The 14,845-nt window shown below is 38.5% G+C and carries 11 protein-coding genes; 7 read left to right on the plus strand and 4 right to left on the minus strand.

Annotated elements, in window-relative coordinates:
- Nucleotides 1–169: 169 nt before the first annotated feature.
- From B9A18_RS22310 to B9A18_RS22330, 5 genes are all read left to right on the plus strand, one after another.
- Nucleotides 170–775, plus strand: a complete 606-nt coding sequence (locus tag B9A18_RS22310; RefSeq protein ID WP_159452729.1) for an RNA polymerase sigma factor — start codon at nucleotides 170–172, stop codon at nucleotides 773–775.
- A gap of 51 nt (nucleotides 776–826) precedes the next feature.
- Complete coding sequence (locus tag B9A18_RS22315; RefSeq protein WP_084291775.1) at nucleotides 827–2,005, plus strand: FecR family protein; 1,179 nt, start codon at nucleotides 827–829, stop codon at nucleotides 2,003–2,005.
- A gap of 175 nt (nucleotides 2,006–2,180) precedes the next feature.
- The gene (locus tag B9A18_RS22320; RefSeq protein ID WP_084291776.1) at nucleotides 2,181–5,519 is read left to right on the plus strand and encodes a TonB-dependent receptor; all 3,339 of its coding nucleotides are present in this window, start codon (nucleotides 2,181–2,183) and stop codon (nucleotides 5,517–5,519) included.
- 19 nt (nucleotides 5,520–5,538) lie between these two features.
- Complete coding sequence (locus tag B9A18_RS22325) at nucleotides 5,539–7,182, plus strand: RagB/SusD family nutrient uptake outer membrane protein (RefSeq protein ID WP_084291777.1); 1,644 nt, start codon at nucleotides 5,539–5,541, stop codon at nucleotides 7,180–7,182.
- 109 nt (nucleotides 7,183–7,291) lie between these two features.
- Nucleotides 7,292–8,719, plus strand: coding sequence for an aryl-sulfate sulfotransferase (locus B9A18_RS22330; RefSeq protein ID WP_084291778.1), 1,428 nt, complete (start codon nucleotides 7,292–7,294; stop codon nucleotides 8,717–8,719).
- A gap of 4 nt (nucleotides 8,720–8,723) precedes the next feature.
- Here the strand turns inward: B9A18_RS22330 and B9A18_RS22335 are convergent, their stop codons facing one another.
- Both B9A18_RS22335 and B9A18_RS22340 read right to left on the minus strand, forming a co-directional pair.
- Nucleotides 8,724–9,251, minus strand: a complete 528-nt coding sequence (locus B9A18_RS22335; RefSeq protein ID WP_084291779.1) for a DinB family protein — start codon at nucleotides 9,249–9,251, stop codon at nucleotides 8,724–8,726.
- A gap of 189 nt (nucleotides 9,252–9,440) precedes the next feature.
- Nucleotides 9,441–11,306 (minus strand): TonB-dependent receptor plug domain-containing protein, encoded by a 1,866-nt coding sequence (locus tag B9A18_RS22340; RefSeq protein ID WP_084291780.1) that lies wholly within the window; start codon nucleotides 11,304–11,306, stop codon nucleotides 9,441–9,443.
- A gap of 64 nt (nucleotides 11,307–11,370) precedes the next feature.
- Here B9A18_RS22340 and B9A18_RS22345 point away from each other — a divergent pair, with 64 nt between their 5' ends.
- Entirely contained in the window at nucleotides 11,371–12,903 is a 1,533-nt protein-coding gene (locus tag B9A18_RS22345; RefSeq protein ID WP_084291781.1) for an aminotransferase-like domain-containing protein, read from the plus strand.
- Here the strand turns inward: B9A18_RS22345 and B9A18_RS22350 are convergent.
- A complete protein-coding gene (locus B9A18_RS22350) occupies nucleotides 12,842–13,594 on the minus strand; it encodes a substrate-binding domain-containing protein (protein WP_084291782.1) in 753 nt (250 codons plus the stop codon). The two genes, B9A18_RS22345 and B9A18_RS22350, sit on opposite strands and share 62 nt — an antisense overlap.
- 95 nt (nucleotides 13,595–13,689) lie before the next feature.
- Entirely contained in the window at nucleotides 13,690–13,920 is a 231-nt protein-coding gene (locus B9A18_RS22355) for a hypothetical protein (RefSeq protein WP_084291783.1), read from the minus strand.
- A gap of 325 nt (nucleotides 13,921–14,245) precedes the next feature.
- Between B9A18_RS22355 and B9A18_RS22360 the strand changes: the two genes are divergently transcribed.
- Nucleotides 14,246–14,812 (plus strand): DUF1579 domain-containing protein, encoded by a 567-nt coding sequence (locus B9A18_RS22360; protein WP_084291840.1) that lies wholly within the window; start codon nucleotides 14,246–14,248, stop codon nucleotides 14,810–14,812.
- The last annotated feature ends 33 nt before the right edge of the window (nucleotides 14,813–14,845 follow it).

The raw sequence follows: 14,845 nt of genomic DNA on the forward strand, positions 1-14,845 counted from the left end.
CCTGGCGGAAAATCCTGTAGGAGATGCCAGATATTGCAGAAACAGATTTTTTGTTGTTCAATTAAATATTTTATATTTTAAAAAGGATAATTGAACAACAAATTAAAATAATTATATTAGGGATGTTATATCTCCGGATGAACTTAGGGCTTTATAGTATATGTTACAATTGGATAAACTAAATGCCGATGAAAACAATTCATTGTTAGAGCAGCTCGTAATTGGTAATGAGGATGCTTTTAACCAAATATACTATCAAACTAACAAGAATATTTATAATGCCGTAATGGCTTATGTAAAAAATAAGCACATTGCTATGGAACTAGTACAACAAGTCTATATCAAACTTTGGAACAATCGTGAAAAATTAAAAAATGTAAGGAGTTTGAAAGACTACCTTTTTATTGTTGCCAAGAATTTAACGCTTGATCATTTTAAAAAAGTAACTTTAGAAACCACTTTTTTTGGAGAACTCTCATTGAGAGAAAATGAGCCCGTCAGTACAATAGATGAAAAGATTGAACAAATAGAATACGATAAATTGTTGATGAACGCGGTAGGACAATTGCCTCCTCAACAGCGGGAAGCCTGGCTTTTGATCAATGAACAAGAGCTTAGTTACGCTGAGATCGCTATCAAAATGAATATTTCCAAATTAACGGTAAAGCGACATTTAGAGTTGAGTCGCAAGAGTGTACGCGATTACCTCAAATCACATATTTATACCGTTATAACACTTCCTTTCCTAAGTATTTTAATTATTTTTTTTTCCTGATTGGGCCATTTGCTTTTATGAATCGTCTTTAGTTAAAATACGATTACAATAATGAGCAAAGCCCGTTTTTATGCACTGTTGCAATATTATAAAGAGGATATCATTTCTGAAGAAGAATGGCATGAATTACAGGCTATGATAAAAACTGGTCGTTTTGATGACCAGTTGGAAGATGATATTTTAATCTCGCTTGACAGCGCAGGAAAGAAAGATAAATGGACAGCGGATATTGAACAAGAAATATGGACTGGTATTCACGCTAAAGTAGACAAGCAGTCAAAAAGATCTGGTTACAGATTATGGATGGCTGCGGCGGCTACACTGCTGATTATGCTGAGCGCAGGATTAATTTTCTATAAATCCAAATTTTTGCCATCTGTTAAAACGAATACAGTCAGTAATAAAGCTGATATTTTGCCTGGAGGAAATAAGGCTATTCTTACACTATCCAATGGTGAACGCAGGGTCTTAACCGATTCAACAATTAATCAGCTTGTAAATCAACCTGGCGGTTCAATCATTAAAGCCGCTAATGGTATCCTTGTTTATAAGGCAAATTCTTTATCTGGAAATTCGAGCAGCGAAACTGGAGAAGTAGTGATGAATAACCTGACTACACCCAGAGGTGGAGAGTTTCAGATCATACTGCCAGATGGTACTCATGTTTGGCTAAATGCAGCATCTTCGCTTAAATTCCCTTCTTCTTTTAAAGGGAAAAGATTAGTGGAACTTACTGGAGAAGCTTATTTTGAAGTAGCCAAAAATAAAAAGATGCCGTTTATTGTACATACGAAAAACCAGGAAGTAGAAGTATTGGGTACTCATTTTAACATCAATAGCTACACTGATGAATTGGCAACAAAGACAACTTTACTGGAAGGTTCAGTTAAGATAAGCGCTCAGGGCAATCAAAAAATACTTACTCCTGGTGAACAGTCTCAGCTATATAAAAATACTAAAGCGATTAAAGTTACGCCAGTTAATCTGGAAGAAGCTGTTGCATGGAAAAATGGTTACTTCGTATTTAATGATGAAAAACTGGAAAACATTATGCGCAGGGTATGCAGATGGTACGATGTGGACTGTCAGTTTGAAGGAAAACAGGGAGAATTATCCTTTATAGGGGTAGTTGAACGATCAAAAAATATTTCATCCTTATTAAAAGTGTTAGAACTAACTGGAAATGTCCACTTTAAAATAGAAGGGAGGAAAATTATCGTTATGCAATAATCATTACAGAACTAACGGTAGTTTAAACAAAGTCAGGGATGCAGGAACACCCCTGACCGGTGTTTGAATATACCAGGATAAAAATTCAGCTTGACAACTAATCAATTTATCGACGTGGTCTTTCGCTCTTAAAAGCGTGAAGTACTTCGTTGTACACCCAAAACAAACCAAATGTATGAAATTTTACGATCAATTCAGATTTAAGCTGCTTGCTTCAAATTCTGGACAAATAATCCGTATAATGAGGTTAACCATTCTCATATTAGTTACATGTTTACTCCAGGTAAGTGCTTCGACCAAAGCGCAAAAGATCTCCCTGAGCGAAAAAAACGCTTCACTGGAAACGATTATCAGGAAGATCAGAAGCCAAACGAGTTATTATTTTATTGGTAATACAGACCTGATCAGAAGGGCAAACCATATCAATATTAATGTGAAGGATGTATCTATTGAGGATGCATTGAATCAATGTTTTGTTAATCAGCCGCTGGCTTATTCCATTGTTGATAAGACTGTTGTCATTAAAACAAGAACATTGCTTTCTTTGTCACAACTTACGTCGCAACTCAATGGACAAAAAATATTAATAAAAGGTAAAGTCACGGATGAAAATGGGAGATCACTCCAGGGAGCCTCTGTTAAGGTTGAAGGTACGGAGCTGGCTGCCACGACTAATCTTAATGGTGAATTTCAACTTGATGTGCCAGATAGAGATGCTGTTTTACTTATTTCCTATGTGGGTTATGAAGTTACCCGGATAAAGGTTCAGGAAGGGGGCATGATGAATATTCGCCTTAAACCCCAGCTGCGCGATTTAACTGAAGTAGTTGTAATCGGTTATGGAACCAAACGTAAAACAGAAATTACAAGTGCAATCGCATCTGTAAATGTAAATGAAATCAGCGCAAATGCTTCTAATAATGTAACAGATGCACTTCAGGGGCGTATTGCCGGAGTAACTATTGAATCAAGTACTGGTGCACCAGGATCGAGGTCAAACATTACAATTCGTGGTTCCGGAACCCTTAGTAAGGATGGTATTGGTCCATTAGTTGTTATTGATGGAATGCCTTTTGGTAGTCTGGACGGATTGAATCCTTCTGATATACAGAATATTGAAGTGTTAAAAGATGCGGCAGCTGCCAGTATTTATGGATCCAGGGCCGCAGGTGGTGTTATCTTAGTCACCACAAAATTGGGCAGAAAGAATACAGAGCCTAAAGTTAACTTTAACGCAGTTTATAGCAGCCAATCGATTGCTAAGCGCATGTCTGTGCTCAACGGTGAGCAGTGGACTAATTTATTAAATTCTGTAGGAGGAAATTTTCCTGCTTATAATGGAACAAATACCAATTGGCAGGAAGAGATTTTCAGGACTGCTCCAATTTACAAAGCCAATGCAGAGATTTCTGGAGGATCAGAGCATTTTTTATATAGCTTATCAGGTGGCTATTTAAACCAAAAAGGGACGATTATAAAAACGGATTTCAATAGCGCTAATTTCAGAGCGAAATCAGTATATGAAAAAGGACGTGTAAAGATTGGCCAGACATTTATTTACAATAAAACTGGTGGACGCACACTACCTCCGGGAGGAGATCAATCTCATAGCAATATATTGAGCGCATTGATTGTGCCTCCAACTGTTCCGGTTTATAATCCAGCAAATCTGCCAGGCGGTTGGGGTGGAGTAAACTCAGGAATGAAAAATCTTTCAAATCCTGTGGCTATTTTGAATTCCAGTGATTATAGAAATAATAACAGCTCTATAACTGCGGATCTCTTCGCAGAAGTTAGATTGATTGATCAATTGAAGTATAAAATCAATGGTGCAATATCAGAAAACAGGGGCTTTGGTAATAATTATGACTATGCATATAATGATGGTAATGTAATACTTGCCAAACCAAGACTAAGTCAAAATGCTGGATATTCTAGTTCGTGGTTATTAGAACATACCCTTAGTTTTGATAAAAGGATTGGATTACATAATATTTCATTACTTGCCGGTTATACCGCCCAAAAGGATACGAGCAATAATTTTAGTGCAAATGGAAGTAACCTCCCAAACGGAGTTTATTCATTTGCATCTGAAAAATCCAACCAATCAGTAGGAGGAGGCTTAGGAAATGTCAAGAGAGAATCTCTTATTGGAAGGGTTTCTTATTCATACGACTCCAGGTACATGATCAGTGGATCAATTCGTAGAGACGGTTCTTCCATGTTTGCTGAGGGGTACCGGTATGGTGTATTTCCAGCTGTATCTGCCGGTTGGAATATCAGCAATGAAAAATTCTATGGTAATTCAGGTGCTTCCGCATTTATGAATTCCTTAAAAATTAGAGGGAGTTATGGTTTGCTCGGAAATGATCAGATACCAAACTATTCTACAATTAATGGAATTAGTAATAACTTAAACTTTGCTACCAATGGTGGGGTTGTAGTGGGGGCTATTCCTAGTGGAACGGCTTCTCCCCATGATTTAAGATGGGAAGAATCAAAATCGATTGATGCCGGTCTTGATGCTACATTTTTTAAAGGTAAAATGTCATTGACTTTTGACTGGTTTGATAAAACAGCTAGCGGCGTATTGCTGGCAGTTCCTATACCACTTAGTTCTGGTATTGCCGGTACACCAACAGTTAATGCGGGTACAATTAATAACAAAGGAATAGAGTTGGCTTTGGATTACGCAGATGAAGCTGGTGAGTTTTCTTATAAAATAGGCTGGAATATGACTTCTATGCGCAATAGAATGACCGCCATTACTATTGGAAGTGGTAATCAGGAATTTGGTGATCTGGAACGCGCTAAGGTTGGGCATCCTATAGGAAGCTTCTTTTTAATTAAAACAGCGGGTATATTTAGATCACAAGCAGAGATTGATAACTATAAAGGCTCAGGTGGTCAAAAAATACAGCCTAATGCTTCACCTGGAGACATAAAATTCGTTGATTTCGACAATAATGGTAAAATTGATAATAATGATCAACAGTATACCGGAAGTCCTATTCCAACTTTTGAAACGGGATTAACGGCTACATTAGCATGGAGGAATTTTGATTTTAATTTATTGGTGCAAGGGGTTTTTGGAAATAAAATCTATAACGGAGGCAGGATCTGGACAGAGCAAATGACCGCATATACCAATTTGTCGACCGACGTTTTAAATGCCTGGACTCCTGCAAACAGTGGTTCGAATTTCCCAAGGTTCACACTTGCAGATGTAAACTTAAACTCCCGGGGAAATAGTGATCGTTGGTTGGAAAATGGTGCATATGTAAGAGTAAAGAGGCTTGAACTAGGGTATTCGGTAGCTGAAGATATTGCAAAGCATTTAAACGTTGGAAAAATACGGGCATATGTTTCAGGTCAGAATTTATTTACTTTTTCAAAGTACAAAGGGTATAACCCGGATTTGGGAAATGATGGTGATCCACTTAAAAGAGGTTTCGACAGTGGAGGTTACCCACTGCAACGAATTGTTTCCTTTGGCTTGAACGTATCTTTTTAACTGAATAATTATAGAAATTATGAATAGGAATATAATTAAGACAATGGCAATGGTACTTCCACTTGCATTGTTTATGATATATGGTTGTAAAAAAGATTTTCTTAAAACAACAAATCCAAATAAAAATACTGAAGAACAATTTTGGAAAACTGAAGCCGATTTAAAGTCGGCTGTAGCATCTGTTTATAGTCTTTTACGACAGCCTTTATATGGCTATTGGGGAGCATTTACGGGTATCCAGAACATAAATTCTTTGGGTGATGATGTGCTTACATTTCCAGGTGGAGAGGCCGCTACTACTAACATAGCTTTATTTACCAATGAAGCCACGAATTCAGACGCATCTTCTACTTTTTCCGCACTTTATAAGTCCATTTATCGTGCTAATCTGGTATTGGCTAATGCTGAAAAGGTAAAGGTAAGTGACGATGTGAGGAATGCATATATTGCCGAAGCGAAATTCCTACGTGGACTTTGTTACTTTACATTGGCGTCTAATTTCGGTGATGTGCCACTTATTATTACCTCAGCAAAAACTGCAGATGATCAGTTTGTGCCGAGTAAACCTGTAGCGGAGGTTTATGCACAAGCAATTTCAGATTTTACAGATGCCAAAAATGGATTGCTTCCTACAAGACCTACTGCAGATTTGGGGAGAGCAACAAGTGGAGCAGCCATTGCTTATTTGGGTAAAACCTATCTGTATATCAAAGATTATCCAAAAGCTGAGGCTACTTTAGCCTTGTTAAATACGGCTCCATATACTTACGATTTGATCGCTGATTATTCAGAAAATTTTACCAGCAAAAATGAGTTTAACAAAGAAGCTGTTTTTCAATGGGTTTATGGCCCTTTTGGCGATCCGTATGGCCCTTGGGGTGTTGAAGGTGCAAACTCACCTATGTATAATTATTTGCCTCAGCTTATAGGGCCTCCTGGTGGAGGCGGATGGTTTAAATATGTTCCAACCAATTATCTTATTGATCAATTTAAGTCGGAACAAAGGCCGGTTGGTTCGGATACTAAGTTTGACAAAAGGATGTATTATAGCTTATCATGGAAACGTTCAAATTTCGGTGAAGCTGATATCACCTGGTATGGAGGTACTAAAACTTTTGACGACCTTTGGGCTTCCGCTCAGGCTAATATATCCAAAATCGACCCTAAATCATTGTTAGATGTATCAGGAACCAACCAGTTTTTAATCAATAAATTTACCAATGGTTGGAGCGGTGTAGCTAGTGCAGATAATTATTGGTCTGCAACTCCTTCTACTGCTAACAATGTAATTATGCGCTATGCAGAGGTATTACTGATGCATGCTGAAGCTGCTGCGAAAAATGGAAATTTAGCAGCAGCAATTGCTGACCTTAAGAGAATTAGAGCAAGAGCGGGTCTGGTAGAAAAAACGGCAGTAAATCTTCCTGATTTAACGAGTGTAATGAATGAAATTAGTCATCAAAAGTTGTTGGAAATGTTTTTTGAGCAAAATAGATGGCATGATTTAAAACGTTGGTATACACCTGCTGAGTTAAAGGCCCATTTTACACAAACAAATAAGCACGGGGCTCCATTTTTACAACCTAAGCACTATATTTTCCCAATTCCGACAGGTGAGTTACAAACTAATAACAAAATTGAACAAAACATTTTGTGGAGATAGATTTTAACTTTCGTTAAATTAAGTAATGCTCTTAATTGGGTATTACTTAATTTAATTTTAATTGTTTGCGCTCGAACCCGCTGATTTATAACTATAAATATTGTACTAGATGTTTTCAAAAATAAGCCAATTAAGAATATTTGTTACTGGAATAATGACCATCGCAATCTGTGGTAGTTCGTGTATTGACAGTGTATTTGGTACCTTCAAAAATATTTCATTAAATGAAACTGCAGATAGAAACGCATTGAGGGTATCTGTTGATTTTTCTTGTGCTAAACCTGAAGACGCATATATTGAGTATTGGCCAAATGGACAGAAAGATAAATTACTTACAACTCCTGTTTCTACTCAAAAGACAGCGTTCAAAATAGTGCTTACCAACTTGAAATTTAATGCAACTTATCAATATCGTATTGTATTGACGAGTGGAAGCCTAAAGTCTCACTCAGATGTATATTCTTTTAAAACAAATGATATTCCGGACCAATTATTAGGTCTGTATCATGTAAGGGAAAGTGATGAACAAGCGCTGCCAACTGAATTTAAGGAAGGTAGTATGTTGGTTTATAACAGAGAAACACCCGGATTTATAGGCATGCTGGACTATCAGGGGACCTTAAGGTGGTATCAGAGATTTAACAATACCGGGGTTAAAGTAGCTCACTTTACCCAAAACAAAACCATTCTTTCAATTTTAGCTCCAATGGATTATCCCACCAGCTATGGTAACGAAATTTTGGAATTATCGCTGGCAGGTGATACCATTTTTCATTTAAAAAAAGGGGAGAAGGATTTTAAACAAACCATTCATCACGAAATATTAGTTAATGCAAAAAATCAATACGTCACCTTATGTGCAGAAGAAAAAGTTATCGATTTAAGAGCGGTAGGTGGTAAAGCGGCAGATACGGTAAAAGGAGACGGTATATTAGTGTTAGATAAGTCTGGGAAAAAAATATGGAGCTGGAGTGTATTTGAAGCGCTCGATCCCTTAAAGGAAAAAAATATTATAAAAGAAGCAAAAGACTGGATGCATGCAAATAGTCTGTTTATTGATACCGATGGGAACTACATCATTTCATTTTATAATAATGGACAGATTTGGAAAGTGAATACGGCAAACAAAAAGGTGATGTGGAAATTTGGCAGGGGAGGCGACTTTGCATTGCCCAAAGGGGCTGAGTTTGATCAGGGACATGCCGTGCATGTAAATAATCAAAAAACGCTTATGTTATTTGATAATGGTACCAGTAAAAAACGTTCGCGAATATTAGCCTTTGATTTAAACGAAGCAGCCAAACAAGCATCTTTAAAATTGCAGGTAAAATTGCAGGAAGGTATCTTTACAGACAGAATGGGAAGTGCTTATCTGATTGGTGATAATACTGTTTTAAGTTGTGTTTCTAAACAGAATCAGGTGTTCCTTACCGATAAAAATGGTAATATATTATGGAGTATGATGTGTGCCAATACACCATACCGCGTAGAGTTTATTCCATTTGGTAAATCAAACCCTTACATAGGCCAATTGTAAACGCTTAAAACAGCTTTTCCTTCGGAGGCGTAACGCCTGCCAATCGAAGATATACAGTTGTTTGACCCCTGTGATGTGCCTGATGTTCAAAATCCTTAGCCAAAGCCATTCTTTTAGACATATCGAACTTTCCAAACATTTTGATGGTTTCGTCCAGTTGCGCGTCAGACATCTTTTTTATATTATCGATCACAAAATCATAGCTGGTTAGCACCAGGTTGCTCACATTAGATTTGGATTTATCACTGTTTTTTTCCAATTCTCCTTGACCAAATGGACTTTTCGTGCCCGTAGCTGCCGAAGCGAAAGCATAGTTAGCCTCTGCCAGGTGTAATAATTGCTCTGCAAAAGATCGCATTTCTGGAGTAGGCTTTAAAGCATAGCCACTTTCTGGCATTGCATCCAGATATTCTTTTGTATAGGCCTTTGACCTTTCCCAATCCTTTACCAGATCAGCTACTTTTACCTGCGCCATTGCCAATTGACTGCCCATGATTAAACATAGTGTGAGTACTAAACTTCTAATTTTCATGTTTCTAGATTTTAATTGAGTATTTAGAGTTTTCCTTTTGCTTCTAATAAATTTACTATTTTTCCCATTGCTATAGGATTTTTAATTTAAGTCGTAGACTAATTTACAGGTAATTAGGGTCTTTAGGGTAGGTTGAAATAGACATTATGATGGGGGGATCTGGACATTTTGCATTAATAGCGGTAGTATCTAGAAATTTACGAATTTAACCCCTAAGCCGATCCAGCGTGAAGGAAGCGGAATGGCGCCAATCTCATAATATTTTGTGTTAAAGATATTTTGCGCATCCAAAAAGATCGTGAAATGTTGAATGGACTGACTTAATCTAAAGTCGTTTATCCAATACGATGGACCTGATACTCGCTGATTAAAACGCGTAGCGGCCATTACTGAAAAATTGATGTATTGGAAATTAACGGTGTTTGTCAATTGATGTTTCAGCGATGAAATCTGATATTTCGAGGCAAGCCCTGCTTCCGTATCACTATTTTTAGAATCCAAATAAGAATAGGCGAGGTTTATATTCAGTTTAGATGCCTCTGAAACATTCATGGAATAGTCTGAGCGCATATTTATCCCCCCTGTAACCTGATCTCCTAAATTGTTGCTTTGCCATGGATTGGTGTTAACCACTCGCGTCCAATCTATAAACTTGCTAATCCTACGGCGGAAAAAATTAGAATTGAAAGTGAAATTCCCTTTGATGATCTTGAAACCCAGTTCTCCCTGAAGTGCATTTTCCGGCTCAAGGTTTGGATTTCCAATATTTCCGGGGCGCTGGTTCAGATAAAGGTCGGTAAAGGAAGGGATCCTTTGACTTGTCCCAATGTTTCCAATAATTTTAAACATATCTGTTATTGAATAGCTTGCATCCAGCCCTGGATAGATTTGCCATTTATAATCAGAATTATAATTTAAATAGGTGCCAAAATTCAGATTAAGCTTCTCGAACAGGTAGGTCTGGTACTGCGAATAGATGCCTAGATTTTCGCGGTGATGCTGGCCTATATTAGAAGACCTGATATCTTCTCTTCTTACCTCTGCTCCGAAACCAAATTCACCTGTGCTGGTTTTATACGTACTGATCACCTCGGCTGCTATTGAATTGGTGTAATGCTTGCTTCGGCCTGCAGTTGGATTAGAAGCCCCTAAATAGCTGTAATCATCGAAATTATACCTGTAGCTCAGTCTGGGCATGAGTGTCCATTTGCTGGATAAAAGGTGTTTTGATTGAATAGCAGCAAGGGTAGTTTGGACAGCTTCAGTTGAGTTCTTATCCCCAGGTGCTGCGTAAAATCCATTTGCTCCGAATTCATTGTTGGTATAGCCGAACGAAGTCATGATTTCATTTGAACCATCAATCTGAATGTTCCCCTGATAAAAAAGTCTGGCGTTATCGAACTGTGTATTATATCGATAACCATTACTTTTATCGTAAGATCCAAAGATGGAATGCTGTTGTTGTTTCTTGCTTAAAGCTGCCCCAAGTTGAATGCCCTCGCCATAAAATGTTTTTCCTGTTCCTTCCGAATCTTTTTCGAAGTTGGAACCTGCGTGCGTGCTGATCAGGAAGCCTGAGTTAGTAGGTTTTTTGGTGATGATATTGATAGCCCCCGTTAAGCTGTTGATTCCATAGATTCTGGCAGCAGGCCCACGGACCACCTCAATTCTTTCTATCGCCTCAACCGGAATGGGCAGGTTTAGCATGTTGTGAGAAGTTTGTGCATCAATGATTTTTGCACCGTTCAAAAGCACTACGGTCTGCTCAAAACTTCCTCCGTCGATACTGATATCGGCCTGGCTTCCAAAAGGCCCTCTTTGCCTGATATCTACGCCGTTTGCATACTGCAACAACTCCTGGATGGTACGGGCAGGTAGTTTGGCAATCATATCTTTATCGATTACATATACATTTCTGTTTTGTTTAGAGATGGGCGTACTGAATCCATTTTCGTTGATCACTACTTCTTTGATCCTGATAACGGTGTCTAAGCCTTTCTGTGCATATAAATCACCACATAAAAGCATTAGTAAAGCAAAGTAAATTTTCTTCATTCTTTATAAATTTCGACAAAAGTAGTACCTTGCCGTACCACTAAAGTATACCAGTTTCAAGAAAATGGATGGTCCGGTTCAAATTCCTTTCAAAAGTTTCATCCAGCTTAAACCAGACGAAACCACAGCAATCTATCTTCAAATAGTTTTTGAGTTTATTAAAGCGATACAATTGGGATTACTTCCGGAGGGTACAAAACTCCCGGGAACACGCATTTTGTGCAGGTTATTAGTTGTAAATAGGAACACATTGATCAAAGCTTTCCAGGATTTAGAAGCACAAGGCTTTATCGAGATCCTGCCAAACAAGGGGACATTCATCTTATCAGATCAAAAAAAGAAAAATACAAATGAGGCCGTTCCGGGCAAAAAGAAGCTAGAGATTCCTGCGAGTTTTACTTTTAAGCATTCCTCAATCCTGGAAAATCCGGTAGAGGTAAGTGATTTGGCCTTGCAATTTAATGATGGCTTGCCAGATTTAAGACTCGTTCATACGGATGTGTTGGCCAGGCTTTATGTCTCAAAATTGAAGAGACAAAAGGCCAAACGAACCTGGGAACAGATCCAGACTCAGTCGCATCTGACTTTTAAAAAGCAGTTTTCTAATTTTCTAAACTTAACCAGAGGTTTGCGGATCTCTGAATCAAACCTACTCACAACAACCAGTCATGAGATTAGCTTGTATTTAGTTACGAAACTGCTGATCTCGGCCGGTGATAAGGTTGTTGTTGCTGCTCCAGGTTATTATTTGTCTAATATGACCTTATCTGATAGCGGGGCACACATTATTCCTGTACCTATTGATGATGAGGGGATCAATACTGCCTACCTGAGAAAGGTTTGCGAGGAGCACACCATCAGGATACTGTACCTTACTTCTAACTATCATTATCCAACTACAATCCCGCTAAGCGCTAAAAGGAGGATGGAGGTACTTGAATTGGCTACGTTATATGGGTTTATCATTTTAGAGGACGATTACGATTTTGATTTTCATTATGATAATAATCCAATATTGCCATTGGCGGCTTTTGATTCACATGAAAGGGTGGTGTATGTTGGATCGTTCGCAAGATCCTTGCCTGTAGGCTTTGGCTACGGTTTTGTCGCTGCACCAATAGCGTTCATTAAAGAACTGGAAAAACATCAAAATATTCTGGAGCCTGGAATCGATGTGATTAAAGAGCAGGTGTTGACCGATTGGATTCAGGATGGTGAGGTGCATCGCCTTTCGAAAAAGAATAGAAAGATTTATAAAGAACGCCGAGATTATTTTGCTTTTTTGTTGACTGAAAAATTGAAGGGGAGGATTAAGTTCAATATCCCACCCCGTGGATTGGCTATTTGGGTTCAATGGCTCGATAAGTTCAATTTGGTCAAGTTTCAGGAGAAATGTGCTGCAAATGGATTATTCCTCCCAAAAACTATTTTGTACCAAACTAAAAGCTTTACAGCTACCCGGTTGGGGTTTGGTAATTTAGATAAAAAAGAAATGGAAGATGCTGTAGCCATTTTAGGCAGCGCTCTGGAAGCGCTTATTCCCAGCCGTATTGCTGAAATATCTGGTGCCCCTTTGTACTCTTTAAAAAAACAATGAATTTTTGGGCGTTCGCAGTGTTTTTCTTGTTTTGCGTAAGCGCAATAGGTGTACCGCGATACACACGTAAGGTAACAGGCAATTCTAGAACCGTGGTGATATCCTTAAGATTTTCATGCCATGAAGCATAGGTAATCCAGGCATCAAAACCAGGGTCTGCCTTCCAGGCTTCAATAGCTAAAGCAGTATTGATAAAAGATCGGGCAATGTTTTTTTGGATGGGACCAATTAAATTCTCCTGGCCGGCGATATCTTCCCAAAGGCCCAACTGGCCAGCGCCGTTAACATCAAGTATTTTAATGCCTTGTCGTGTTAGATCTTTTAACGAAGTGATTTTTTTGGGGTTGCCAGGTCGCACTAAGATTGCGGCCCGTCTCTGATACAAGGCCGTTCTGGTGGCTACATCTACCATATTTGGGTGGGCGTGTATAAACTGGGTAAGCATATATTCAGCTCCGCCATAGATGATATCGGCATTTCTTTCTGCGTTGGTTAGCCATTTACTTTCTGGCCCACCAATAACCTTAACAGGAATTTTTGTAGTTGCGGTAAATTGGGTGGCGCAGGCTTTTATTGCTGAGAGCGGGCCACCCGGACCGTAAACATATATGGTGTCTGTTTGCGCATTTACGGTAACACTTGCGGTAAGTAGTATTACCGCAAGTGCCAATTCTTTAAGTAAGCTTTTCATCTTTAATGTTATAAAATAGTTTTAGTGCTATAGTGTCGAACACTATTAGTGCCAAAATAACTATTGTAAGGTAATCTTTAATTTAGTTGGCTAAATTAAAGATTGTTCACTTCAAATCCGCCATAACTTAGCATTTCGGCGTTGTGAGACACGATAAGGTTAAGTTCCAATCTTTCAATGATACCCTTAGCCTGGCTGATGTTGCGGTGCATATCGTTGATGCCTCTAATTTCGATGCCTTTGGACATGATTTTAAATTTGTTGGGCTCGAATTTATCGATGAACATTTGCAGGTCGGCTGTGATTTTGATTGCTTTGTTTTCCATATAAGATGTATTGTTTTTCTTAATGCAAAGCAAGGCAACTGAGTTTAAATCTGTGGTGCAGCTATGTTATCTTATGGTTATCCTTAATTTTGATAACAGTTGATGCAGAGTTAACACTGCTTTAATAATGAGCCTTTAGATTTGTGGTATAAATATTTGGTTAGTATTTATAAGTTTAGGTTTAGTTGATAATAAAGAGCTCAGATGGATGTCGGAGCTCTTTTACATTTAATCCTATGCTTGGAGGAAGTTCTCAGACTTAGCAAATTTGCAAACATTGGAAAGTCTCTGGTGTTTAGATAAGGGGAAAACTAATTTTTATGCTATGAAAAAAATAACATTATGTGTTATGGCTTTGCTAATGCTAGCTATGACCAGCGTTAAAGCGCAGGATGATGCCATGATGAAAGCTTGGGAAGCCTACATGACGCCAGGGGATGTACACAAGATGATCGCCAAAAGCGATGGGAAGTGGAATGCAGACGTAACCATGTGGATGAAACCCGGCGATCCACCACAAAAGAGTAAAGGCGTTTGTGAAGATATGATGATTTTGGGCGGGCGCTACCAGCAAACTAATTTTAAGGGTACAATGATGGGCAAGCCTTTTGAAGGAATGGGCCTATTGGGCTACGACAATGCGAAGAAAACATTTATTTCGACCTGGGTAGACAATATGGGTACGGGCATTATGGTGATGGAAGGCACCTGGGATGAAGCCACAAAGACTATCAATTTTAAAGGAAAAGGCGTTGATCCTGCTACCGGTAAGGACATGGACATGCGTGAGGTATATAAACTTGTGGATGACAAGACTCAAATCATGGAGATGTATTGTACTGCCGAAGGCAAGGAAATGAAAACAATGGAGATTAAGTTCACCAGACAGTAATAAAAAATTGCGGGTGTATCATGATTTATGATG

Origin of the sequence: Pedobacter nyackensis (genome assembly GCF_900176505.1) — a bacterium.
GTDB classification, from domain to species: domain Bacteria; phylum Bacteroidota; class Bacteroidia; order Sphingobacteriales; family Sphingobacteriaceae; genus Pedobacter; species Pedobacter nyackensis.